The organism is Streptomyces sp. CA2R106, assembly GCF_037034245.1.
In the GTDB taxonomy this organism is placed as follows: Bacteria; Actinomycetota; Actinomycetes; order Streptomycetales; family Streptomycetaceae; genus Actinacidiphila.
The window spans coordinates 1-25,398 of record NZ_JBAGKC010000012.1 but is presented as its reverse complement, the minus strand read 5'-3'; the positions used below and the strand labels follow the sequence as shown (position 1 = coordinate 25,398).

Below are 25,398 nucleotides of genomic sequence, written 5' to 3'. Positions count from 1 at the left end.
TCCACAGCCGGACGAGCGGCCTTCGGCGCGGTGTCGGTCCCGCGAGGCAGGATGGGGTCATGTCCAGTCCGTCCGCTCCGTCCGGTCCTCCGTCCGATCCGTCCAGCAGCCTCGACTCCTTCTCCCCCGCGACGCGCGCGTGGTTCAGGGGAGCGTTTCGCGAGCCCACCGCGGCCCAGGCAGGCGCGTGGTCCGCCATCGCGGCGGACTCCGACGTCCTGGTCGTGGCGCCCACCGGCTCGGGCAAGACCCTGGCCGCGTTCCTGGCCGCGCTGGACCGGCTGGCCGCCACCCCGCCGCCGGCGGAGGCCCGCCGCCGCTGCCGGGTGCTGTACGTGTCGCCGATGAAGGCGCTCGCGGTGGACGTGGAGCGCAATCTGCGCAGCCCGCTGGCCGGCCTGAGGCAGGAGTCCGTGCGGCTCGGACTGCCCGAGCCGGAGGTGCGGGTCGGCATCCGCTCCGGTGACACGCCCGCGGCCGAGCGCCGTTCGCTGGCCACCCGCCCGCCGGACATCCTCATCACGACCCCCGAGTCGCTCTTCCTCATGCTTACCTCGGCCGCGCGGGAGGCCCTCAGCGGGGTCGAGACGGTGATCGTGGACGAGGTGCACGCGGTCGCGGGCACCAAGCGCGGCGCCCATCTGGCGCTCTCCCTGGAGCGGTTGGACCGGTTGCTGGACCGGCCGGCCCGCCGGATCGGGTTGTCCGCCACGGTCCGTCCGGTGGACGAGGTGGCCCGTTTCCTCTCCCCGCAGCGCCGGGTCGCGATCGTGCAGCCGCCGTCCCAGAAGCGGTTCGAGCTGTCGGTGGTGGTGCCGGTGGAGGACCTGGGCGAGCTGGGCGGTTCGCCGGTGATGGACGCCGCGGAGCACACCGGCCCGGCCGCGGGCGCCGCGCAGCGGCCGTCGATCTGGCCGCATGTCGAGGAGCGCATCGCCGACCTGGTGCAGGCGCACCGCTCCACGATCGTCTTCGCCAACTCCCGGCGCCTGGCCGAGCGGTTGTGCAACCGGCTCAACGAGATCGGCCAGGAGCGCGCCGAGGGCGGGCAACTGCCCGAGGCGCACTCCCCCGCGCAGGTCATGGCGCAGTCGGGTGCCGCCAAGGGCGCGCCCGCGGTGCTGGCCCGCGCACACCACGGCTCGGTGTCCAAGGAGCAGCGGGCGCAGGTGGAGGAGGATCTCAAAGCCGGGCGGCTGCCCGCCGTGGTCGCCACGTCGAGCCTGGAGCTGGGGATCGACATGGGCGCGGTCGACCTGGTGGTGCAGGTGGAGTCGCCGCCGTCGGTCGCGTCGGGGTTGCAGCGGGTGGGCCGGGCCGGCCACCAGGTGGGGGCGGTGTCCACCGGGGTGGTCTTCCCGAAGTACCGCGGCGACCTGGTGCAGTCCGCGGTGGTCACCGAGCGGATGCGGGAGGGGGCCATCGAGTCGCTGCGGGTCCCGTCCAATCCGCTGGATGTGCTGGCTCAGCAGATCGTGGCGATGACCGCCCTGGACACCTGGGACGTGGACGAGTTGCTCGCCCTGGTCCGGCGGGCGGCGCCGTTCGCGTCGCTGCCGCACTCCGCGTACACCGCGGTGCTGGACATGCTGGCGGGCCGCTATCCGTCGGACGCGTTCGCGGAGCTGCGTCCCCGTCTGGTGTGGGACCGGGTGGCCAACACCCTCACCGGCCGGCCGGGCGCCCAGCGGCTGGCGGTCACTTCCGGCGGGACCATCCCGGACCGCGGGCTGTTCGGGGTCTTCCTGGCGGGGGCGGACCCGAAGAAGGGCGGTGGCCGGGTCGGGGAGCTGGACGAGGAGATGGTGTACGAGTCCCGGGTGGGCGACGTGTTCACCCTGGGCACCACGTCGTGGCGGATCGAGGACATCACCCGCGACCGGGTCCTGGTCTCCCCCGCCCCCGGAGTGCCGGGGCGGCTGCCCTTCTGGAAGGGCGACCAGCTGGGGCGGCCGCTGGAACTGGGCCGGGCCCTGGGCCGGTGGCTGCGGGAGGTCGGCGCGCTGTCCGACGAGGCGGCCCGGCAGCGGTTGGGGGCGGCCGGACTGGACCCGTGGGCGATCGGCAACGTCCTGTCGTACCTCGCGGAGCAGCGGCAGGTGTGCGGTCATGTCCCGGACGACCGCACCATCGTCGTGGAGCGGTTCCGGGACGAGCTGGGCGACTGGCGGGTGATCATCCACTCCCCGTTCGGCGCCCAGGTGCACGCGCCGTGGGCGCTCGCGCTGGGCGCCCGGCTCCAGGAGCGCTACGGACTGGACGCGCAGGCCATGCACGCCGACGACGGGATCGTGCTGCGCCTGCCGGACGCCGACCTGATGGGCCTGGACCTGCTGGACACCGATCCGATGGCGGGGGGCGCGGAGTTCGATCCGGAGCAGTCGCCGGTGGGCGCGGGCGACGTGGCCTTCGACAAGGGCGAGGTCGAGCAGCTGGTGACGGACCAGGTGGGCGGGTCCGCGCTGTTCGCTTCGCGGTTCCGGGAGTGCGCGGCGCGGGCGCTGCTGCTGCCGCGCCGCAGCCCCGGCCGGCGGACACCGCTGTGGCAGCAGCGGCAGCGGGCGTCGCAACTGCTCCAGGTGGCGTCGGAGTTCGGGTCGTTCCCGATCGTGCTGGAGGCGATCCGCGAGTGCCTCCAGGACGTGTTCGACGTGCCGGGCCTGGTGGAGCTGATGGGCGACATCGAGGCGCGGCGGGTCCGGCTGGTGGAGGTGACCACGCAGGAACCGTCCCCGTTCGCCCGCTCGCTGCTGTTCGGCTATGTCGCGCAGTTCCTCTACGAGGGCGACTCACCGCTCGCCGAACGCCGGGCGGCCGCACTGTCGTTGGACTCGCGGTTGCTCGCGGAGCTGCTGGGGCAGGCGGAGCTGCGCGAGTTGCTCGACCCGGACGTGCTGGCCGATCTGGACAGCGAGTTGCAGTGGCTCACCGAGGACCGCCGGGTCAAGGACGCGGAGGGGGTCGCGGACCTGTTGCGGGTGCTCGGCCCGCTGACGGGCACCGAGTTGGCGGTGCGGGGGGCGGAGGAGCAGTGGGCGGCCGAACTGGAAGCGGCCAGGCGCGCGATCCGGGTGCGGATCGCCGGGGAGGAGCACTGGGCGGCGGTGGAGGACGCCGGGCGGCTGCGGGACGCGTTGGGCACCGCGCTGCCGGTGGGTGTGCCGGTGGCGTTCACCGAGCGGGTCAAGGACCCGCTGGGAGACCTACTGGCGCGGTACGCGCGCACGCACGGCCCGTTCACCAGTGGCGAGGCGGCGGCGCGGTTCGGGCTGGGCGGGGCCGTGGCGGACGGCACGCTGCACCGGCTGGCGGCGGCGGGGCGGCTGGCGCAGGGCGAGTTCCGTCCCGGCGGGGCCGGCCAGGAGTGGTGCGACGCGGGGGTGCTGCGCAGGCTCCGGCGCCGTTCGCTCGCCGCGCTGCGGCAGGAGTTGGAACCGGTGCCCCCGGCCACGCTCGGGGTGTTCCTGCCCCAGTGGCAGCATGTCGGCACCCATGGTCTGCGGGGCATGGACGGGCTCGCGCGGGCGGTGGAGCAGTTGCAGGGCGCGGCGGTGCCGGCGTCGGCACTGGAGAAGCTGGTGCTGCCGTCCCGGGTGGCGGGCTACACCCCGGCGATGCTGGACGAGTTGACGGCGTCCGGCGAGGTGCTGTGGGCCGGGGCGGGGCCGCTGCCCGGCAAGGACGGTTGGGTCTCGCTGTATTTGTCCGAAAGTGCGCCCTTGTTGCTGCCGCAGCCGCAGCCGTTGGAGCTGACGGAGCTGCACACGGCGGTCCTCGGCGCGCTGTCCGGCGGGTACGGCCTGTTCTTCCGGCAGATCGGGGAGCAGGTGCGGGCCGCCGGGCTGTCGGCGAGCGATCCGGAACTGGCCGACGCGGTATGGGACCTGGCCTGGTCGGGACGGCTGACGAATGACACGCTCGCCCCGCTGCGGGCTCTGCTCGGCTCGGGCCGCACTGCGGGGGCGACCGCGCACCGGGCACCGCGTTCGGTGCCGCGCGGCCGGTACAGCGCGCTCGCCTCGGCCCGCTCGCCGCGCGCCACCGCCTCCCGGTCCGGGCCGCCCACCACCGCGGGCCGCTGGTCCCTGGTTCCCACGCCCGAGGCCGATCCGACCCTGCGGGCGCACGCGCTGACCCACACCCTGCTGGACCGGCACGGCGTGATCACCCGGGGCGCGGTGGCGGCCGAGGGGGTGGCGGGCGGCTTCTCGGCGGCGTACCGGGTGCTGGCGGCGTTCGAGGAGACCGGGCAGGCCCGGCGGGGCTATGTGGTCGAGGGGTTGGGCGCGGCGCAGTTCGCGATGGACGGGGCGGTGGACCGGCTGCGCGCGCTGAACACCGCGCGGGAACGGCAGGAGGGACATCCCGACCAGTCCCGCACCGTGGTTTTGGCCGCCGCGGACCCCGCCAATCCGTACGGCGCCGCGCTGCCGTGGCCGGAGCAGCCGGCGGGCGTCTCCCACAAACCCGGGCGCAAGGCGGGCGCCCTGGTGGTGCTCACCGACGGCGAGCTGACCCTCTATGTGGAGCGCGGCGGCAAGACCCTGCTGGCCTGGCCGCTGGACGAGATACGGGTCGCGGCCGCGGCGGACGCCCTCGCGCTCGCGGTCCGGGAAGGTGCGCTGGGCCGGGTGACGGTGGAGCGGGCCAACGGCGAGTCGGCGCTGACCTCGCCGTTGGGCCGGGCCCTGGAAGCGGCGGGCTTCCACGCCACCCCCCGCGGGCTGCGGCTGCGGGAGAGTCGCTAGCGGGGCCCACCGCGGCCCGGGCGCGCCCAGCTCGGCTCGGCTCCCCTCGGCTCGGCTCCCCTGCACTCCGCTCGGAACACGGGTTCCCGCGTCCCAGGCATCATGGAGGGGTGCCCGAAGGAGACACGGTCTGGCTGACCGCCCACCGGCTGCACGCGGCGCTGGCCGGGCAGCCGCTCGTGCGGGCGGACCTGCGCGTGCCGAAGCTGGCGACCGTGGACCTGGTCGGACGGCAGGTACTGGAGGTGGTGGCGCGCGGCAAGCACCTGATGGCGCGGCTCGAGGGCGGCTTGACGCTGCACAGCCATCTGCGGATGGAGGGGGCGTGGCATGTGTACGGGGCCGGGGAGCGCTGGCGGGGCGGCCCGGTGCACCAGGTGCGGGCGGTGCTCGGGACGGCCGGGCGGGTCGCGGTGGGTTACCGGCTGCCGGTGCTGGAGCTGCTGCGTACCGAGGAGGAGGGCGAGGCGGTCGGCCACCTCGGGCCGGACCTGCTCGGGCCGGACTGGGACGCGGCCGAGGCGGCCGCCCGGCTGGTGGCGGACCCGGACCGCCCGCTCGGGGAGGCGCTGCTGGACCAGCGGAATCTCGCCGGGGTCGGCAATGTCTACGTCGCCGAGCTGTGCTTCCTACGCGGGGTGACACCCTGGACACCGGTCCGGGACGTGCCGGCGCCGGAGCGGCTGGTGGCGCTGGCCCGAAGGCTGCTGGTGGCGAACAGGGCACGCCCCGGCCATGTCACGACCGGGGACACCCGGCGCGGGCGCACCCACTGGGTCTACGGGCGGGAGCACCAGCCGTGCCTGCGGTGCGGCACCGCGATCAGGTCGGCCCGGCACGGGTCGCAGGCGAAGTCGCAGGATCGGGTCGCCTACTGGTGCCCGCGCTGCCAGCGCGGCCCCGCACCAGGTCAGAGCCCTGGTACGGGGTCCGTACCGCCCGGAGGCTGACCGCCGGGCGGACCGTGGCCCGCCGCCGCGGGGGCGGTGGGCGGCTTGGCGCGACGCCGTACGGGCACCGCGTGCATTGGGATGAGCCCGAGGCTCCAGCCGCCGGCGACGATCGCGGCGTGCAGACCGCCGACCGGGCCGCCGGAGGCGCCGGGACGCGGCAGCCCGAACCGCAGGACCGCCAGCCACCACAGAGCCCCGCACGTGACGGCGAGCGCGGTGCGGACGCCCTTCCCGCGCCGGGCCCTGCCCACGCCCTCGGACCCGGCCCCGACCCCGGCTCCGCCCCTGGCCCCGGCCGCCACGGTCGCAGGCGCCATGTCCGGAGGCGGCGCGGCTATCGGCCCCGGGCCGGGCCGCCGTCCCGCCCGCGCCCTCGCCCGCCGCGTGCGGGTCTTCCGAGTGCCGTGCACGGCGCCTCAGACGTTCTCCGCCTGGAACATCCAGTGGAACTTCTCCAGGTCGGCGGTGATGCCGATGAGGATGTCCTGGGTGACCGGGTCCGGCTTGTCCGTGCTCTCGATGCGTTCACGCATCCGGGTGATGCAGGCGTCGAGGGCGGCGACCATGATCTCGACGACCTCGCTGTCCTTGACCCACCCGTCGGTGACCGTGTCGATGCCACTGGTCTTGGCGACGCTGCCGGCACGGCCGTCGGGGCTCACGCCGATCGCCGAGGCGCGCTCGGCGACGGTGTCGGAGGCGGTGCGGGCGGCATCCACCACGTCGTCGAGCTGGAGGTGGATGGAGCGGAAGCGGGGACCGATGACGTTCCAGTGCACCTGCTTCGCCAGGAGCGACAGGTCGATCAGGTCCACCAGGGCACCCTGGAGGGCGTCACCGACGGTCTTGCGGTCCTGCTCGGCCAGCGGGCTCTTCACGACAGTCATGCGCTTGTCTCCTCGCGGATCGACGCGTTGGGGTCTGGCTGATCCCGTTCCGACCCTCTTCGCCTACCCTGCATCCGCGCACCACACATGGCAAAAGACAGCGCCCCGGCCGGCCCCCGCCCGCAAGCACCTGCAAGCACCCGCAAGCACGCGTACGCACGCACCCCGAAACGCGCGAAGCCCCGCCCCGGGACACTGACGTCCCGGGGCGGGGCCCACGCGAAGAGCTCGAAGAGCTTCTAGGCGGCGACGACGTCCACGGCTTCCGCGGACTTCTTCGGCGCCTTGATGGTGATCCGTTCGTCCGGCGCGGACGGCACGGCCGTGACGGAGGTGACGGACGTGACCGCACCCAGCAGCGGCCGCATCGGCGCGGCCGGGGTCTCGGCGGCCGCGGACTGTGCCAGCTCCGCGAGCGACAGGTCGTCGCTGACCTCGCGCATCACCTCGGACATCGGCACGTCCAAGGCGTCGCAGATCGCCGAGAGCAGTTCGGAGGACGCTTCCTTCTGCCCCCGCTCGACCTCGGAGAGATAGCCCAGGGACACCCGGGCCGACGACGAGACCTCACGCAGAGTGCGGCCCTGGCGCTGGCGCTGCCGACGCAGCACGTCACCCAACAGGCGACGGAGCAGGATCATCGGTGGCTCCCTCCTCGGACCGCGGATCCGCAACCTTCTCGCCCCACCGTACCGCCTCGGGCACCGCCCGTGCGGGGAGCGAAGACGTGTTCACTCAGGGCTGCAAACATCACTTCCCCCCGTCTTCTTCCCTATCCTTGGCCGCCGATACTCGTACCGGGACCGTTACGTGTGCCCGTTGGGCCCTTGCCGTCCTGCTGTCCTTCGGCCGGGGCCGCGGTGGACTCCGGACCCGCAACCGTACTCCTCCGGAGTTCTCCGGTGAGCAGTTCCAGGACAGCCGCCACCGACGCCTGCCGGATCGCGCCGCGGTCGCCGTCGAGCAGGAGCGGCGCGACGACGGTGCCGTGCGGCCCCGCGGCGGCGACGAAGACGGTGCCGACCGGCTGCCCGTCCTGCGGGGTCGGGCCCGCGACGCCGGTGGTCGACACACCCCAGTCGGCGCCGAGCCGGTCGCGTACGCCCTCGGCCATCGCGCGCGCCACGCCGGCGTCCACCGCGCCCCGTTCGGCGAGCAGGCCGGCGTCGACGCCGAGGAGTTCGTGCTTCAGTTCGGTCGCGTACGCCGTGACGGAGCCGCGGAACGCCTGCGAGGCCCCCGGCACCGCGGCCAGCTCGGCGGCCACCAGACCGCCGGTGAGCGACTCCGCGACCGCGAGCGTCGCCGAGCGGCCCACGAGCAGCCGCAGCGCCTCTCGCGCCGCCTCAGCGGCTTTCCCGGCCCCGCCGGGCGGCCCGCCCGGGTGCCCGGCGCTCACACGCCCTGCCGGCGCTCGCGTTCGGCCCCGGACTCCGCGGCCCCACCGGCTGCTGCCTCCGCCGAACCCTCCGCCGAACCGCCGGCCGATCCCCCGGCCGATCCTTGCGCGTTTGCCCGCGCCGCCAGCCCGGCCCGCCGCAGCACCACCGCCTGCCGGACGTAGTCCGCGCCGGTCGCCACCGTCAGCACCACCGCGACCGCCATGATCCAGGCCCGGATGCTGGCCAGCGGACCGGTGAGCACCAGGACGTACATGCCGACGGCGACGCCCTGCGTGAGCGTCTTGAGCTTGCCGCCGCGGCTGGCCGGGATGACGCCGTGCCGGATCACCCAGAAACGCATGAGGGTGATGCCGAGTTCACGGAAAAGGATGACCCCGGTGACCCACCACGGCAGGTCGCCGAGCGCGGACAGCCCGACCAGCGCCGCACCCATGATCGCCTTGTCCGCGATCGGGTCGGCGATCTTGCCGAAGTCGGTGACCAGGCCGTAGCGCCGGGCCAGTTCGCCGTCGAAGAGGTCGGTGATCATGGCGATGGCGAAGGCGGCCCAGGCGAAGGAGCGCCAGGCGGGGTCGTGCCCGTCGTCGTGCACCAGCAGCAGGACGAACCCGGGGACCAGCACGAGCCGGGACATCGTCAGCAGGTTCGCGACGTTCCACAGCCCGGCCTGCCCGGCGGTCCGCCGCGCTGCCCCGGTCCGCCCGGCGCCGTCGGCCACGGTCGCCCCGGCCGCTCCGCCGGCGCTCCCGCCGGCGATCCGCGCCCCGGTGGAGGCCCCGCTCCGCCCACTGCCGCCGCCGGCACCCGCCGCGGCCGGTTGCGCCGCGGCAGCCGCCCGAAGTCGCGGCGGCGTGGGCTCGGCGCCTCCGCTCATCTGCGCACTCCCTCGGAACACTCCGTGCCCTGCGCACCGGACGCACCGGCCAGTTCGGGCAGCACTTCGGCGATCAGGTCCACGCCCTCGGTGCCCGTCACCTTCGCGGTCACGAACGTCCCGGGCGCCGGCCGCCACACCCCGCCGGAAGCCCCAACGCCCGCCGCACCGGCGGCGTTCCCGGCGGGCGGCAGCAGGATCACCTGGCCGTCGGTCTCCGGGGCCTGGTGGTCGGCGCGTCCGGTGGTCTCGCCGGTCTCCTCGTCGTAGGACTCGACGAGGACCCGGACGGTGGAGCCGAGCCGCTCCTCGGCGCGCTGCGCGGTGAGTTCCTCCGCCAGCCGGGAGACCCGCGCGAGCCGGGCGGCGACCACGTCCTCGTCGAGCTTGTGCGCGAAGCCGGCGGCCTCGGTGCCCTCCTCGTCGGAGTAGCCGAACACGCCGATGGCGTCGAGCCGCGCCTCGCTGAGGAAACGCTCCAGCTCGGCGAGGTCCTCCTCGCTCTCGCCGGGGAAGCCGACGATGAAGTTGGAGCGGACCCCGGCCTCGGGCGCCTTCGACCGGATCGTGTGCAGCAGTTCGAGGAAGCGTTCGGTGTCGCCGAAGCGGCGCATGGCGCGCAGCACGCCCGGCGCGGAGTGCTGGAACGACAGGTCGAAGTACGGCACCACACCCGGGGTGCCGGTCATCACGTCGATGAGCCCGGGCCGCATCTCGGCGGGCTGGAGGTAGCTGATCCGCACCCGCTCCACGCCCTCGACGGCGGCCAGTTCCGGCAGCAGCGACTCCAGCAGGCGGATGTCGCCGAGGTCCTTGCCGTAGGAGGTGTTGTTCTCGCTGACGAGCATGACCTCCTTCACGCCCTGCCCGGCCAGCCAGCGGGTCTCGCCGAGCACGTCGGAGGGGCGCCGGGAGATGAACGAGCCGCGGAAGGACGGGATCGCGCAGAACGTGCAGCGGCGGTCGCAGCCGGAGGCGAGCTTCACGGACGCGACCGGTCCCGAGTCGAGCCGCCGGCGCAGCGGGGCGCGCGGTCCCGACGCGGGCGCGACGCCCTCGGGCAGGTCCGGCACGTCCCGGACGCCGCCTTGTTCGGCAAGCGCGCCGCCTCTGCTCCCGCCGGCCCCGTCGCTCCCGCCGGCCGCGTGGCCCCCGTCCGCCCCAGCCGCGCCCTGGCCGTGTCCGGGCAGCGCCACCGCGCCGCGCGCGCCCTCGCCGCCGGCACCGGAGACCGCGCGCTGCCGCTCCGCGGGGCTGACCGGCAGCAGCTTGCGCCGGTCGCGCGGGGTGTGGGGGGCGTGGATGCCGCCGCCGAGGATGGTGCGCAGCCGGTCGGAGATGTCGGCGTAGTCGTCGAAGCCGAGGACGCCGTCGGCCTCCGGCAGCGCCTCGGCGAGGTCCTTGCCGTACCGCTCGGCCATGCAGCCCACCGCGACGACCGCCTGGGTACGGCCCTGCGCCTTGAGGTCGTTGGCCTCCAGCAGGGCGTCGACCGAGTCCTTCTTGGCGGCGTCGACGAAGCCGCAGGTGTTCACCACGGCCACGTCGGCGTCGGCGGCGTCCTCGACGAGCCGCCAGCCGTCCGCCGCCAGCCGTCCGGCGAGCTCCTCCGAGTCCACCTCATTGCGGGCGCAGCCGAGCGTGACAAGGGCGACGGTACGGGGTTCGGGCATAGGGACCAGACTACCCGGTGGCCTGTCAGGGGCTTCGCCGCGCGGTCGGCCGAACGCAGGTCCGCCTGCTGCCCGCGCGCGTGCGGCGCCCCAGGTGGGGCCGCCCGCGGGCCCCGGGGACCCGGCCGGTCTCAGCCCTGCGTCGGGTCGCCCGGCGTGTACGTCAGCCGTACGACCTGTCCCTTGTCGCCGGCAGGGCCCAGGTCCTTGCCGTTGACGAAGAGCTGGACCGCGCCCGCGTTGCCGACGATCAGCTTGATCTTCTTGTCGTCGGTCCAGGTCTTGGACTCGCCCTCCTTGAGGGACGCCTGGAAGAGCTGCTTGCCGGTGCCGTCGGTGGCCTGGATCCAGCTCGCGCCGCCCTGCGCGGTCACCTTGACCGTGACCTTCCCGGGCGGTGCCTCGGCGATGGCGCTGCCGGTGTCGGTCGGCTGCGGGTTGGTGGGCGCGCCGTTGCCCTGGGGCGCGGATGTCGTCGTCGCGGGGGCGGTGGGCGAGGCGGTGGCGCTCGTGGTGGACTCGGCGGTGGACTTCCCGCTGCCGCCGCTGCCGCTGACCGCGGTGTACCCGACGAAGCCGATGACGGCCACGATCGCGGCGACCATGGCGGCGGTCCAGTTCGGGCGGCGCGGCTCGGACTTGATGCGCTCCGCCTCGTACAGCGGTGCGACCGGGGGCGGCGCGGAGTCGGTGTCGTGGTCGGCGGCGTACTGGGCGACCAGCGGGTCGGGGTCGAGTCCCACCGCGCGGGCGACGGCGCGGATGTGGCCGCGGGCGTAGACGTCGCCGCCGCAGCGGGAGAAGTCGTCCTGCTCGATCGCCTGGAGGATCGGCACCCGCACCCGGGTGGCGGTACTGACCTCGTCAACGGTCAGTCCCGCCTCGGTACGGGCCTGGGCGAGGGCGCGGCCGACCGAAGGACGGTCGGCGGGGGGCGAGTTGCCGATGGACACGAGGGCGCCTTTCGAGCGTGCAGCCGCCTGCTGGAAGGTCAGTCTAGGGGCGGTACGAATCACCGGGGCAGGTGGTCTGGGGGTTGGGGCCGCGCCCGCGGGCAGGTGGGGTGTCCGCGGGACGACGGTCGTCCGGCCTGTACAGCTTGACGCGTGGACCGGAGAAACGGTTGCCCTTGAACGTGCCCCGACTCGGCCGGGATCACACGTGCCACGACTCCACTTGTGTGACGAATGGTACGCACGTCCGGGTGCGTCCGCGGGTAGCTCCGCCCGGCGGCCCGCGCCGCCCGCGGCGGGGTGCCGCCGGGGCGTCTCAGGCCGGTGCGTCGCCGCCGCGGATGACCGCCAGCACCCCGTCCAGCTCGTCGCCCTTGACCAGCACGTCGCGTGCCTTGGAGCCCTCGCTCGGGCCGACGATGCCGCGCGACTCCATCAGGTCCATCAGCCGCCCTGCCTTGGCGAAGCCCACCCGCAGCTTGCGCTGGAGCATCGAGGTGGAGCCGAACTGCGTGGAGACCACCAGTTCGGCCGCCTGGCACAGCAGGTCCAGGTCGTCGCCGATGTCCTCGTCGATCTCCTTCTTGGGGCCGCTGCCGACGGTGACGTCGCTGCGGTAGGTCGGGGTGAGCTGCGCCTTGCAGTGCTCGACCACCTTGGCGATCTCGTCCTCGGTGACGAACGCGCCCTGCATCCGGATCGGCTTGTTCGCGCCCATCGGCAGGAACAGCCCGTCACCCTTGCCGATGAGCTTCTCCGCGCCGGGCTGGTCGAGGATGACCCGGCTGTCGGCGAGGGAGGAGGTGGCGAAGGCGAGCCGGGAGGGCACGTTGGCCTTGATCAGGCCGGTGACGACGTCGACGCTCGGCCGCTGGGTGGCCAGCACCAGGTGGATGCCGGCGGCGCGGGCGAGCTGGGTGATGCGGACGATGGAGTCCTCCACGTCGCGCGGCGCGACCATCATCAGGTCGGCCAGCTCGTCCACGATCACCAGCAGGTAGGGGTACGGGGTCAGTTCCCGTTCGCTGCCCTCGGGGGTCTTGGCCTTGCCCGAGCGCACCGCCGCGTTGAAGTCGTCGATGTGCCGGAAGCCGTACGCGGCGAGGTCGTCGTAGCGCAGGTCCATCTCGCGCACCACCCACTGGAGGGCCTCGGCGGCGCGCTTGGGGTTGGTGATGATCGGCGTGATCAGGTGCGGGATGCCCTCGTAGGCGGTCAGCTCCACCCGCTTGGGGTCGACCAGCACCATCCGCACCTCGTCCGGGGTGGCCCGGCACATCACGGAGGTGATCAGGCAGTTGATGCAGGAGGACTTGCCGGAGCCGGTGGCGCCGGCGACCAGGACGTGCGGCATCTTCGTGAGGTTGGCGACGACGTAGCCGCCTTCGACGTCCTTGCCGAGCGCGACGGTCATCGGGTGGTCCTCGCCGGCGGCGTCGGCCGAGCGCAGCAGGTCGCCGACGTTGACCATCTCGCGGTCGCTGTTGGGGATCTCGATGCCGACCGCGGACTTGCCGGGGATCGGGCTGATGATCCGCACATCGGGGCTGGCCACGGAGTACGCGATGTTCTTGGCGAGCGCGGTGATCCGCTCCACCTTCACCGCGGCGCCCAGCTCGACCTCGTACCGGGTGACCGTCGGGCCGCGGGTGAAGCCGGTGACGACCGCGTCGACCTTGAACTCCTTGAACACCTGGGTCAGCGAGGCGACGACCGCGTCATTGGCCGCGCTCCTGGTGCGGCCGGGGCCGCCGCGCTCCAGCAGGTCCAGGGAGGGCAGCGCGTAGGTGATGTCGCCGGACAGCTGGAGCTGCTCGGCACGCGGCGGCAGCGGAGGCTCGCCGTCGGTGCGGTCCGGCGCCTTGGTCAGGTCGGGGACGGAGCCGGCGGTGTCCTGGCCGCCGGTGTCATCGGCGCGGGCGGCGGGCACCGGCTTCGTGAGCCGGCTGGTGAGGTCGGCGACGAGCGGGGAGGGCTGCACGCCGTGCAGCACCGCGCCGTCCAGGGCCGCGGCCGCCGCGGCGGCGACGTCCACCGGGTCGAGGTCGAGGTCCTCGCCCTTGGCCGCGGGCGCCGGCTCGGCACGCTTGCGGGACCTACGGCGCGGCTTGTCCTGCTCCTGCGGGCCGGGCCCGCCCATGCCCGAGCCGGCCTCGTCGCCGTCACGCTCTATGTCGTACGGGTCGGCGTCGGCGCCCTGGCCGGCGCGGGACTTCGTCAGGCGGGCGGGCACCCGGCGCACCGGCGAGTCGTCCTCGTCCGCGCCGGCGGAGAACCCGGAGGCGGCGTCCGCGCCGTCGTCGAAGAAGTCCTCCAGCGGAATCGCGTCGGGGTCCGGCGGCGGCGCGTACAGGCCCACCCGGACACCGGCGGCCCGCAGCCGCTGCGGGATGGCGTTGACCGGGGTGGCGGTGACCACCAGCAGCCCGAAGACGGTGATCAGCACGAGCAGCGCCGCGGCGAGCGCGGAGCCGACCGTGTAGTGCAGGGGCGCGGCCGCGGCCCAGCCGATCAGGCCGCCTGCGTCGCGCAGCGCCTGGGCGCCGTCGGCGCGGGACGGCGCGCCGCAGCCGATGTCGATCAGGCCCAGCACGCCGAGCACCAGCGCGGACAGGCCGATCACGATCCGGCCGTTGGCCTCGGGCTGCTCGGGGTGGCGCATCAGCCGGACGGCGACCGCGCCGACCAGGAACGGCACCAGCAGGTCCAGCCGCCCGAAGGAGCCGGTGACCAGCAGCGCGACCAGGTCGCCGACCGGGCCGTCGAGGTTGGACCAGGTGCCGGCGGCGACCACCAGGGTCACGCCGAGCAGCAGCAGCGCCACGCCGTCCTTGCGGTGGGCCGGGTCGAGGCCGCGCGCACCGCGCCCTATGCCGCGGAAGATCGCGCCGACGCCGTGGGCGATGCCCAGCCACACCGCGCGCACCAGCCGGTACAGGCCGCCGGTGGGTGAGGGCGCGGCCGCGGGCGCGGGTCTGGCCGCCGCGGCCTTCTTGGCGGGCGGTCGGGCGGCAGCGCTCTTGGCCGCGGTCTTGGCCGCGGGCTTCTTCGCCGCTGCCTTCTTGGCCGGAGGCCGCGCCGCGGCTTTCTTGGCGGTGCCGGACGTACGGGGGGCCATGGGCCGAGGTTACCGCCCTTGTGATCGAGTGACACGCCTGCACGGGGATACGCCCGTTCGTGTCGGAACGCGCCGGGCGCCGGGTTGACGCCGTGTCACGTGCCGGGCGCGTCCGGCGTTGCGGGCGGCCGGTGCGCGGGCGGTGCGCGGGCGGCGGGCCGGGGCGTCCTGGCCCGCGGCCGCCCGCGCCGCCGCCTCAGCCGCTGTGCTGCCGGCCCAACTCGCCGCCGCCGCCCGGGCCGCTGGGGTCCAGCGCGTCCAACGCCCGGCGCAGCCCGGTGAGTTTGCGCTCCAGGTGGGCGGCCGTGGCGACCGCCGCGGCGTCCGCGCTGCCGTCGAGCTGCTTGCCGAGCGCCTCGGCCTGCTCCTCCACGGCGGCCAGCCGCGCGGACAGCTCCGCGAGCAGGCCGACGGACTCCTTCGCGCCGGCGGCACCGGCCGCCTCGACCGCGGCGCCGGACGGCGCGCCCTGCTCCAACTGCAGCCGCAGCAGCGCCGCCTGCTCGCGCAGCTGGCAGTTCTTCATGTACAGGTCCACGAACACCGAGACCTTGGCGCGCAGCACCCACGGGTCGAACGGCTTGGAGATGTAGTCCACCGCGCCCGCCGCGTAGCCGCGGAAGGTGTGGTGCGGGCCGTGGTTGATCGCGGTGAGGAAGATGATCGGGATGTCCCGGGTGCGCTCCCGCCGCTTGATGTGTGCCGCGGTCTCGAACCCGTCCATGCCCGGCATCTGGACATCGAGCAGGATCACCGCGAAGTCGTCGGTCAGCAGCGCCTTGAGCGCTTCCTCCCCTGACGATGCACGGACCAGGGTCTGGTCCAGCGCCGAGAGGATCGCCTCCAGCGCCAGCAGATTCTCCGGCCGGTCATCGACCAGGAGGATCTTGGCCTTTTGCACCACGCCATGCCCTCCTCGCCCCGGCTTGGGGCCTCCCCGACTCGCAACGCCGACGGAAGCGCCGATCGCCGCCCCCGGGGGCAGCAATGTCCCGCCGCCCGTCCTTGTGCCGGTCATGGTAGTCGCACCCTGCCGGTCGCCACACCCTGTCACCGCCACGTCACTGAGCACATAACGGAAACGCAAGCGGAGACCGTAAGGTTCCCAGATCCCGGGCGACTCACACCTCACTTGAGTGCTCAAGTCGGCAAAATATTCAGCCATCTTCGCGCAAAGTCGATCATCGGACCGCGCCCGGCCGCCCGCCGGCGGCTCACCGGGCGTGCATCCAGTCCGCCATGAGCGCCAGCAGGTGGTCGGTGTCCACCGGCTTGGTCACGTAGTCCGACGCGCCCGACTCGATCGCCTTCTCCCGGTCGCCCTTCATCGCCTTCGCGGTGAGGGCGATGATCGGCAGCCCCGCGAACTGCGGCATCTTGCGGATCGCCGCGGTCGTCGCGTACCCGTCCATCTCCGGCATCATGATGTCCATCAGCACCACGGCGATGTCGTCGTACTGCTCCAGGACGTCGATGCCCTCGCGGCCGTTCTCCGCGTACAGCACCGTCAGCCCGTACTGCTCCAGCACGCTGGTGAGCGCGAAGACGTTGCGGATGTCGTCGTCGACGATGAGGACCTTCTCGCCGCTGAAACCGCCGCTGAAGGCCGGGTACGGGCCCCCGTGCGCCGTCTCGCGCGCCGCGGTGTCCGCGTCGCCCTCAGCGCCTCCCGGAGCGCCCGCCCGGCCGTTCGCAGCGGCACCCGAGCCGCCCGTCGCGCCCGACCCGTTCGCCGCGCCGGACCCGCCGGACCCGCCGTACCCGGACCGCCCGGCCCCGCCGTCGCCGCTGCCCGCGCCGTTCCCGCCCTGCTCCGGCCGGGTCGGGCCGGGCGCGGGCTGCGCGGAGCGGCGGCGCAGCCGGGCCAGGCTGCTGCCGGGGCTGCGGGTACGGCCCTGCGCCCGCTGCTCGCCCTCCAAGTCCTCACCGTCGCCGATCGACGGCTGCGGCTGCACCGGCAGCGTGTCGCCGAGGCTCAGCGGCAGGTACAGCGTGAACGTCGAGCCGCGGCCGGGCTGGCTGTCGGCGTGGATCTCACCGCCCAGCAGGCGCGCGATCTCCCGGCTGATCGACAGCCCCAGACCGGTGCCGCCGTACTTGCGGCTGGTGGTGCCGTCGGCCTGCTTGAACGCCTCGAAGATCACCAGCATCTTGCTCGCCGCGATACCGATGCCCGTGTCGGACACCGAGAACGCGATCAGCGGCTGGTCGGGGTCGCGCAGCGTGCCCGCCTCCAGCAGCTGCTCCCGGATCGACTGCGGCGCCTCCGGCCCGGCCGGCCGGATCATCAGCTCCACCGACCCGGAGTCGGTGAACTTCACCGCGTTCGACAGCAGGTTGCGCAGCACCTGGAGCAGCCGCTGCTCGTCGGTGTGCAAGGTGGCCGGCAGCTCCGGCGAGACCCGCACCGAGAAGTCCAGGCCCTTCTCCGCCGTCAGCGGCCGGAACGTCGCCTCCACGTAGTCCACCAGCTGCACCAGGGCGATCCGGGTCGGCGAGACGTCCATCTTGCCCGCCTCGACCTTCGTCAGGTCCAGGATGTCGTTGATCAGCTCCAGCAGGTCGGAGCCGGCGCCGTGGATGGTCTCGGCGAACTCCACCTGCTTCGGCGAGAGGTTGGCGTCCGCGTTGTCCGCCAGCAGCTTGGCGAGGATCAGCAGCGAGTTCAGCGGCGTCCGCAGCTCGTGCGACATGTTCGCCAGGAACTCCGACTTGTAGCGCATCGACACCGCGAGCTGCTCGGCGCGCTCCTCCAAGACCTGCCGGGCCTCCTCGATCTCGGTGTTCTTCACCTCGATCGCGCTGTTCTGCTCCGCCAGCAGCTCGGCCTTCTCCTCCAGCTCCTCGTTGGACCGCTGCAACGCACGCTGCCGGTTCTCCAACTCGTCCGAACGCTCCTGGAGTTGCTCGGTCAGCTCCTGCGACTGCTTGAGCAGCCCCTCGGTCTTGGTGTTCACCGAGATCGTGTTGACGCTGATCGCGATGATGTCGGTGATCTGGTCGAGGAAGTCCTTCTGGATCTGCGTGAACGGCTGGAACGCGGCCAGCTCGATCACCCCCAGCACCCGCCCCTCGAAGAGCACCGGCAGCACGATCACATGGGCCGGCGGCGCCTCGCCCAGCCCCGAGACGATCTTCAGGTATCCCGGCGGCGCCTGCTCGATCAGGATCGAGCGCTTCTCCACCGCCGCCTGCCCGATCAGCCCCTCGCCCGGCAGGAACACCGACGACATCGTGCGCCGCGAGAAGCCGTAACTGCCGATCAGCGCGAGCTCGTACTCCTCACCGGACTCCGCGGTGTCCCGCGCGAGGAAGAACGCGCCGTGCTGCGCCGACACCACCGGCGTCAGCTCGCTCATGATCAGCGCCGCCACGTCGCGCAGGTCGCGCCGCCCCTGCATCAGACCGGAGATCCGGGCCAGGTTGCCCTTGAGCCAGTCCTGCTCCTTGTTGGCGAGCGTCGTCTCGCGCAGGCGCACGATCATCGTGTTGATGTAGTCCTGGAGCTCCAGGATCTCCCCGGCCGCGTCCACGTCGATCCGCAGGTTCAGATCGCCGCGGGTCACCGCCGTGGCCACCTGCGCGATGTTGCGCACCTGCGAGGTCAGGTTGTTGGCCATCAGGTTCACCGACTCGGTGAGGTCCTTCCAGATCCCCGACACGCCCGGCACCCGCGCCTGCCCGCCCAGCCGCCCCTCGGTACCCACCTCGCGGGCGACCCGCGTCACCTCGTCACCGAACGCCGACAGCTGCCCGACCATGGTGTTGATCGTGGTCTTCAGCTCCAGGATCTCGCCGCGCGCGTCCACGTCGATCTTCTTCGACAGGTCACCGCGCGCCACCGCCGTCGTCACCTGCGCGATCTGCCGCACCTGACCGGTCAGGTTGGACGCCATCCCGTTGACGGACTCCGTCAGGTCCTTCCAGGTGCCCGCCACCCCCGGCACCCGCGCCTGGCCGCCGAGGATGCCCTCGGTACCCACCTCGCGCGCCACCCGGGTGACCTCGTCACCGAACGCCGACAGCGTGTCCACCATCGTGTTGATGGTGTTCTTCAGCTCCAGGATCTCGCCCCGGGCGTCCACGTCGATCTTCTTCGTCAGGTCGCCGTTGGCGACCGCCGTCGCCACCGAGGAGATCGACCGCACCTGCGACGTCAGGTTCGACGCCATGCCGTTCACCGAGTCGGTCAGGTCCTTCCAGATGCCCGACGCGTCACGCACCCGCGCCTGACCGCCCAACTGGCCCTCGGTACCCACCTCGCGCGCCACCCGGGTGACCTCGTCACCGAACGCCGACAGCGTGTCCACCATCGTGTTCACCGTCGTCACCAGCGCGAGGATCTCGCCCTTCGCGTCGACCGTGATCTTCCGCGACAGGTCCCCCGCCGCCACCGCCGACGTCACATCGGCGATGTTGCGCACCTGGGAGGTCAGGTTGTTCGCCATGAAGTTGACCGACTGCGTCAGGTCCTTCCACGTACCGCTGACGCCCTTGACCTCCGCCTGGCCGCCCAGGATGCCCTCGGTACCCACCTCACGGGCCACCCTGGTCACCTGCTCCGCGAACGACGACAGCTGGTCCACCATCGTGTTCAGGGTGTTCTTCAGCTCCAGGATCTCGCCCTTGGCGTCCACGTCGATCTTCTGCGACAGATCACCGCGCGCCACCGCCGTCGCGACCTGGGCGATGTTGCGCACCTGGCCGGTCAGGTTGCCGGCCATGAAGTTCACCGAGTCCGTCAGGTCCCGCCACACACCGGCCACACCCGGCACCTGCGCCTGACCGCCCAGCCGCCCGTCCGTACCCACCTCACGGGCCACCCTGGTGACCTGCTCCGCGAACGACGACAGCTGGTCCACCATCGTGTTGATGGTGTTCTTCAGCTCCAGGATCTCGCCCCGCGCGTCCACGTCGATCTTCTGCGACAGGTCACCGCGCGCCACCGCCGTCGTCACCTGCGCGATCTGCCGCACCTGCGACGTCAGGTTGCCCGCCATGAAGTTGACGGAGTCCGTCAGGTCCTTCCAGGTACCCGACACCCCGTCCACCCGGGCCTGACCGCCCAGCCGCCCCTCGGTCCCCACGTCCCGCGCCATCCGCGTGACCTGCTGCGAGAACGAACTCAGCTGGTCCACCATGGTGTTCACGGTGTTCTTCAACTCCAGCATCTCGCCGGAGACGTCCACCGTCACCTTCTGCGACAGATCGCCGTTGGCGACCGCCGTCGTCACCTGCGCGATGTTCCGCACCTGGGCCGTCAGGTTCCGGAATGCGTTGTTGACGGAGTCCGTCAGGTCCTTCCACGTCCCCGCCGCACCCGACACCTGCGCCTGGCCGCCCAACTGGCCCTCGACACCCACCTCGCGCGCGACCCGCGTCACCTCGTCACCGAACGCCGACAGCTGGTCCACCATCGTGTTCACGGTGTTCTTCAACTCCAGCATCTCGCCGGAGACGTCCACCGTCACCTTCTGCGACAGATCACCACCGGCCACCGCCGTCGTCACCTGCGCGATGTCCCGCACCTGCGCCGTCAGGTTCCGGAACGCGGTGTTCACCGAGTCCGTCAGGTCCTTCCAGGTGCCCGCCACCCCCGGCACCTGCGCCTGACCGCCGAGCTGTCCCTCCGCGCCGATCTCCCCCGCGACCCGCGTCACCTCGTCGGCGAACGTCCGCAGCGTCTCCGTCATCGCGTTGATCGTCTCGGCCAGCTGCGCGACCTCGCCCCGCGCCCCGATGGTGATCTTCTGCGTCAGATCGCCGTTGGCGACCGCCGTCGTCACCTGCGCGATGTCCCGCACCTGAGCGGTCAGATTGCCCGCCATCAGGTTCACCGAGTCCGTCAGGTCCTTCCAGACCCCGGCCACCCCCGGCACCTGCGCCTGGCCGCCCAGCTCACCCTCGGTGCCCACCTCACGCGCCACCCGCGTCACCTCGGACGAGAACGACGAGAGCTGGTCCACCATCGTGTTGACGGTGTTCTTCAGCTCCAGCATCTCGCCCGCGACATGCACCGTCACCTTGCGCGACAGGTCACCCTTCGCGACCGCCGTCGTCACCAGCGCGATGTCCCGCACCTGCGCCGTCAACCGGTACGCCATCGTGTTGACCGAGTCCGTCAGGTCCTTCCAGGACCCGGACACGCCACGCACCCGCGCCTGCCCGCCGAGCTTGCCCTCGGTGCCGACCTCGCTCGCCACCCGCGTCACCTCGTCGGTGAACGCCGACAACTGGTCCACCAGGCCGTTGACCGTCCGGCCCACCTTCAAAAACTCCCCGCGCAGCGGATGCGCCGACCCGTCCGCGTTCTGCGCCCGCAGATCCATCCGCTGCTCGAGATCGCCCTCGGCCACCGCCGACAGCACCCGCCCGACCTCCGACACCGGCCGCACCAGGTCGTCCACCAGCGCGTTCGACGCCTCGATCGCCGCCGCCCACGCACCCTCCGACGGCCCCGTCTCCAGCCGCTCGGTCAGCTTCCCGTCCCGGCCCACCACCCGCCGCACCCGCGCCAGCTCACCGGTGAGGTGCTGGTTACGGTCCGCGACCTCGTTGAAGACCACCGCGATCTCCGCCAGCGGCCCGTCCCCCGACACCGGCAGCCGCTTGCGGAAGTTCCCGTCCCGCATCGCCGACAGCGCCCCCAGCAGCTTGGTGAGCGCCGCCGAGTCCACCTCGACGGTCCCACCCCCACGGGATCGCCCGTTCTTCGTACGCGTGACCGTGGCCCGCGCCGACGCGCCAGACTCCACCGTGTGCCTCCCGGAGGGTCGACCGACCCGCAGATGAGCAAGCTTGCAACCTTCAGAACATGCCCAGTGTTTCACTACGGCCCACCCCTCCCATAACAGTTCGGCCGCATCCGCGGAACTGCGACCACGATCGGGGTGGAAACACGGGTAACCGGCGCACACACGGTCGGTGCGGGTAGGTAACGTGAACGGTGCTGCCCAGCCGGAAGGTCCAGCCTCCCGACGGGCGCACACGCAGGGGAGCCGCCGAGTGACGTTCCAGCAACCCGGAAACGCACCGGCAGCCGCGGGCGCCCCGCCCGCCCGGACACGAACCATGAGGAGATCGGTGATCACGGCGCGTGCAGCGGCCACCTTCGAACCGGTGGGACGGTCCGTCGCGATCGCCCGCGCCTTCGTCCGCGACACCCTCCACGGCTGGGGCTTCGCCGACGTGGTCGACGACGCCGTCGTCCTGACCAGCGAACTGGTCACCAACGCGGTCGTCCACGCCGGCACCGCCGCCGACGTGCAGTGCCTGCGGTACGACACCGCCGTCCGCGTCGAGGTCGCCGACCACTACCCCGAGCGCGAAGTCCCCATGCAGACCCGCGGCCGCCAGTTCCGCGAGACCGACAACGAAGGCGGCCGCGGCCTGCTGCTCTGCTCCGCCCTGGCCAGCCGCTGGGGCGTGGAGTACTCCGCCGCCGGCAAGTACGTCTGGTTCCAGCTCGAACTGCCCCAGCGCCCCACCGGCACCCGCTCCGCCGGCCCGGTCCTACCCACCGCCAGCCTCCCCGTCGCCGACGAGAGCGTCCGCGTCGCCGTCGTCCAGGTCGACCGCGCCGGCACCATCACCCGCTGGAACGACGACGCCACCGACCTGTTCGGCCACACCGCCGCCGACATCGTCGGCAAGTCCCTCGCCGACCTCGCCGCCTGGCCGCAGACCCCCGGCACCGGCATCGGCCTCGCCGACGCCCTCCAGCTCTCCCGCTGGGAAGGCACCTACGGCCTGCGCGACGCCGGCGGCCGCGTCCTGCCCGTCTACGGCTCCCACCTGCGCGTCCGCGACACCGCCGGCGAACCCTCCACCGTCTGCCTGCTGGTCCGCGCCGAGGAACGCGCCGTCCTCCAGACACCCAACCGCGGCAGCCACGGCACCGACCCCCACGCCTCCCAGCGCGGCAAGGCCACCGACGCCTTCGAGGTCTTCATCGGCTCCCCCGCCCCCGACGACCTCGACGGCCTCCTCCAGCGCACCGTGGAACGCGCCCGCGACATGCTCGACGGCGACGCCGCCTACCTGCTGCTGGCCACCGACGACGAGACCGAACTCGAAGTCCGCGCCTCCACCGGCCTGCCCTCCGCCCGCCAGCGCTTCGCCCGCGTCCCCGTCGAAGCCGGCACCGGCCGCTACGGCAGCGCCCGCATGCCCGCCGTCCACGAGGACCTCACCGCCGTACCCGGCGCCGTACCACTGCTGTCCGGCACCGGCATGCGCTCGGTCGTCACCGTCCCGCTCAAGGTCGAAGGCCGCCTCACCGGCTCCCTCGGCGTCGCCGCCGAAGCCCCCGGCCGCTACAGCAACCAGGAGGCCCTGCGCCTCCAGTTCGCCGCCGACCGGATCGCCCTGGCCGTCGAGAGCGCCCGCCTCACCGAACTCGAACGGCTCCGCCGCGGCTCGCTGTCCTTCCTCGTCGAAGCCTCCGACCTGCTCGCCGGCACCCTCGAACGCGACCAGACCCTGGCCCTCATGGCCCAGATGACCGTGCCCACCCTCGCCAGCTGGTGCGCCGTCTACACCATCGCCGAGCAGTCCGAACCCGAACTCGCCTTCGTCCTCCACGAGGACGAGGACCGCATCGACGGCATCAAGGCCCTCCTCCAGCAGGTCCGACCGCCCGAGCCCGACCCCACCCCCGGCGCCCGGATCTGGACCGCGCCCTCCGACGCCGCCCACTCCAGCGCGCTGCGCGCATCCCTGCGCAGCCTCGGCGTCGGCACCACCCCCGGCGCCCGCTCCACCACCACCCCGGGCGTCGCCCTGGCCACCGCCGCCGCCGTCGGCGGCGAAACGGTCGTGCTGCCCCTGGTCGCCCGCAACCGCGTGATCGGCATGCTCACCCTCGGCAAGCCCACCGACGAACGCTTCCGGCAGGAGATCCTCGAACTCGCCGAGGACCTCTCCCGCCGCGCCGCCCTCGCCCTGGACAACGCCCGCCTCTACAGCGAGCGCACCGCCATCAGCCAGGCCCTCCAACGCAGCCTGCTACCGCCCGAGCTGCCCCACATCCCCGGCGTCGAGGTCGAGGTCGTCTACCGCGCCGCCGGCGAGGGCAACGAGGTCGGCGGCGACTTCTACGACCTCTTCCCGATCCGCGAGGGCTGCTGGGGCTTCGCCATCGGCGACGTCTGCGGCACCGGCCCCGAGGCCGCCGCCGTCACGGGGCTGGCCCGGCACGCCCTGCGCCTGCTCGCCCGCGAGGGCTTCGGCGGCCCCTCCGTCCTGCAACTCCTCAACGCCGCCATCCTCGACGAGGGCGCCCGCAGCCGCTTCCTGACCCTCCTGTACGGCGAGCTGTGGCCCCGCGAGGACGGCAGCGCCGAACTGCGCATGGTCTGCGCCGGGCACCCGCTGCCGCTGCGCCTGCGCCCCGACGGCAGCGTGGAGCCCGCCGCGGAACCGCAGCCCCTGCTCGGTGTCATGGACGACCTCGACCTCTACGAGCAGTCCGTCACCCTCGACCCGGGCGACGTCCTGCTGTGTGTCACCGACGGCGTCACCGAGCGCCGCGAGGGCAGCCGCATGCTGGGCGACGACGGCCTCGCCGACGTCCTGGCCACGTGTACGGGCCTGACGGCCGGCGCGGTCGCCGCGCGCATCCAGCGGGCCGTGGAACGCTTCGCCGCGGACGCGCCCTCCGACGACATGGCGATCCTCGCGATGCGGGTCCCCACGCTGCCGACGCCCTGACCTTGGCGCGCTGACTCCGGCGCGCTGACTCCGGCGCGCACGGAAAAGGCCCCCGCCGAACGGCGGGGGCCTTTCCTTTTCGCAGAGCCCCAATACGGAATCGAACCGTAGACCTTCTCCTTACCATGGAGACGCTCTACCGACTGAGCTATTGGGGCGCGTCGATGGGAAGATCGTAGCCCATCGACGGCCGTGCGCGAAAACAGCGGTCGGACGATGGTCAGACGATCCCACCGAGGCGGTTGCAAACCGTCGCCATGTGGGTCAACTCGCGCTGGGTCAGGGCCGAGTGGACCGGCAGCGACAGCGAATCGGCGGCCACCAGCTCGGTCTGCGGCAGCTCCGCCGGCGGGGCGGCCCGGTGCGCCGGCATCCGGTGCACCGGCACCGGTACGGCCAGGGTCGCGCGCACCCCGCGCACCGCGAGCGCCCGCAGGTAGGCGTCCCGGTCCGGCCGGCCGTTGCCCGGCACCCGCACGGTGTACTGGTGGTAGAGGTGGTGCGCGCCAGGCTCGGTGTACGGCACCACGACCCCGGTGAGCGCGGAGTCCAGGAAGCGGGCGTGGGCCCGGCGGCGGGCAACGGCGCCGATGTCCTCGCTGCTCGGGGTCTCCTCGACCACGGCGAGCCCGTGCCGGCTCGCGAGGTCCTCCAGGCGGTCCATGGGGGCGGGGTGCCCGAAGACGTTCACCGGCAGCAGGGCGGCGGTGCGGGCGGTGACGCAGGCCGCCACGGACGCGGGGTCCACACAGAAGGTCCGGGGGTCGATGTCGGCGAACACGGGGGTGGCTCCGGCCAGCCGGGTCCCGTCGGCGGGCGCGCCGGGACCGTACGACGGCACGATGACCTCGTCGCCGCGGCCGATGCCGAGCGCTTTCAGGGTGTCGCGCACCGCGGTCGCGGTCATCTCGCAAGCGATCCCGGGCCGCCGTCCGGCAGTCGTCATCTGCTGCACGTCTCCACACCTCCGCCTGTCGGGGTGCCCAGGTTCCCGTTGCGACGTGAACATGAGGGTAACGAGCAGCAAAAAGGCCCCAACCCCCGGGACAAACCTCGGGGGTTGGGGCCTTATTCAAAT

At 73.1% G+C, this 25,398-nt stretch carries 13 protein-coding genes and 1 tRNA gene; 3 read left to right on the top strand and 11 right to left on the bottom strand.

Annotation, left to right across the window (positions count from 1 at the left end):
* Positions 1–59 precede the first annotated feature (59 nt).
* Positions 60–4,748 (top strand): ATP-dependent helicase, encoded by a 4,689-nt coding sequence (locus WA788_RS19110; RefSeq protein ID WP_335978880.1) that lies wholly within the window; start codon positions 60–62, stop codon positions 4,746–4,748.
* A 110-nt stretch (positions 4,749–4,858) separates the two neighbouring features.
* Positions 4,859–5,698, top strand: a complete 840-nt coding sequence (locus tag WA788_RS19105) for a DNA-formamidopyrimidine glycosylase family protein (RefSeq protein WP_335978878.1) — start codon at positions 4,859–4,861, stop codon at positions 5,696–5,698.
* A gap of 419 nt (positions 5,699–6,117) precedes the next feature.
* Here WA788_RS19105 and WA788_RS19100 read toward each other — a convergent pair whose 3' ends face one another.
* The 9 genes from WA788_RS19100 to WA788_RS19060 form a co-directional block, all read right to left on the bottom strand.
* Positions 6,118–6,588 carry a Dps family protein gene (locus WA788_RS19100; protein WP_335978877.1) on the bottom strand — a complete coding sequence of 157 codons (471 nt, stop codon included), beginning with the start codon at positions 6,586–6,588 and terminating at the stop codon, positions 6,118–6,120.
* Positions 6,589–6,827: 239 nt separating this feature from the next.
* Positions 6,828–7,229 (bottom strand): helix-turn-helix domain-containing protein, encoded by a 402-nt coding sequence (locus tag WA788_RS19095; RefSeq protein WP_335978875.1) that lies wholly within the window; start codon positions 7,227–7,229, stop codon positions 6,828–6,830.
* Between the two features lie 131 nt (positions 7,230–7,360).
* Positions 7,361–7,987, bottom strand: coding sequence for a CinA family protein (locus tag WA788_RS19090; protein ID WP_335978874.1), 627 nt, complete (start codon positions 7,985–7,987; stop codon positions 7,361–7,363).
* Positions 7,984–8,865 (bottom strand): CDP-diacylglycerol--glycerol-3-phosphate 3-phosphatidyltransferase, encoded by an 882-nt coding sequence (gene pgsA / locus WA788_RS19085; protein ID WP_335978872.1) that lies wholly within the window; start codon positions 8,863–8,865, stop codon positions 7,984–7,986. Before pgsA ends, WA788_RS19090 begins: the two co-directional genes overlap by 4 nt.
* Positions 8,862–10,538: a 30S ribosomal protein S12 methylthiotransferase RimO gene (rimO, locus tag WA788_RS19080; RefSeq protein WP_335978870.1), complete on the bottom strand. Its 1,677-nt coding sequence runs from the start codon at positions 10,536–10,538 to the stop codon at positions 8,862–8,864. The genes pgsA and rimO overlap by 4 nt, the downstream gene beginning before the upstream one ends.
* Positions 10,539–10,669: 131 nt before the next feature.
* A complete protein-coding gene (locus WA788_RS19075) occupies positions 10,670–11,491 on the bottom strand; it encodes a helix-turn-helix domain-containing protein (protein ID WP_335978868.1) in 822 nt (273 codons plus the stop codon).
* Between the two features lie 316 nt (positions 11,492–11,807).
* A complete protein-coding gene (locus WA788_RS19070; RefSeq protein ID WP_335978865.1) occupies positions 11,808–14,609 on the bottom strand; it encodes a DNA translocase FtsK in 2,802 nt (933 codons plus the stop codon).
* Positions 14,610–14,805: 196 nt separating this feature from the next.
* Positions 14,806–15,513, bottom strand: coding sequence for a response regulator (locus WA788_RS19065; protein WP_335978864.1), 708 nt, complete (start codon positions 15,511–15,513; stop codon positions 14,806–14,808).
* Positions 15,514–15,823: 310 nt separating this feature from the next.
* A complete protein-coding gene (locus WA788_RS19060) occupies positions 15,824–21,364 on the bottom strand; it encodes a hybrid sensor histidine kinase/response regulator (RefSeq protein WP_335978862.1) in 5,541 nt (1,846 codons plus the stop codon).
* Positions 21,365–21,692: 328 nt separating this feature from the next.
* Between WA788_RS19060 and WA788_RS19055 the strand changes: the two genes are divergently transcribed.
* Entirely contained in the window at positions 21,693–24,320 is a 2,628-nt protein-coding gene (locus WA788_RS19055; protein WP_335978860.1) for a SpoIIE family protein phosphatase, read from the top strand.
* Positions 24,321–24,405: 85 nt separating this feature from the next.
* On the opposite strand, the gene WA788_RS19050 is transcribed toward WA788_RS19055, so the two are convergent.
* Positions 24,406–24,478: transfer RNA gene (locus tag WA788_RS19050), tRNA-Thr, on the bottom strand.
* Between the two features lie 62 nt (positions 24,479–24,540).
* The gene (locus WA788_RS19045; protein WP_335978858.1) at positions 24,541–25,266 is read right to left on the bottom strand and encodes a DegT/DnrJ/EryC1/StrS family aminotransferase; all 726 of its coding nucleotides are present in this window, start codon (positions 25,264–25,266) and stop codon (positions 24,541–24,543) included.
* Positions 25,267–25,398 lie beyond the last annotated feature (132 nt).

What these genes read in the sequence shown, in the direction of transcription:
- WA788_RS19110 (WP_335978880.1), top strand. Translation starts at nt 60, where the DNA reads ATGTCCAGTCCGTCCGCTCCGTCCGGTCCTCCGTCCGATCCGTCCAGC.
- WA788_RS19100 (WP_335978877.1), bottom strand. Translation starts at nt 6,588, where the DNA reads ATGACTGTCGTGAAGAGCCCGCTGGCCGAGCAGGACCGCAAGACCGTC.
- WA788_RS19095 (WP_335978875.1), bottom strand. Translation starts at nt 7,229, where the DNA reads ATGATCCTGCTCCGTCGCCTGTTGGGTGACGTGCTGCGTCGGCAGCGC.
- pgsA (WP_335978872.1), bottom strand. Translation starts at nt 8,865, where the DNA reads ATGAGCGGAGGCGCCGAGCCCACGCCGCCGCGACTTCGGGCGGCTGCC.
- rimO (WP_335978870.1), bottom strand. Translation starts at nt 10,538, where the DNA reads ATGCCCGAACCCCGTACCGTCGCCCTTGTCACGCTCGGCTGCGCCCGC.
- WA788_RS19070 (WP_335978865.1), bottom strand. Translation starts at nt 14,609, where the DNA reads ATGGCCCCCCGTACGTCCGGCACCGCCAAGAAAGCCGCGGCGCGGCCT.
- WA788_RS19045 (WP_335978858.1), bottom strand. Translation starts at nt 25,266, where the DNA reads ATGACGACTGCCGGACGGCGGCCCGGGATCGCTTGCGAGATGACCGCG.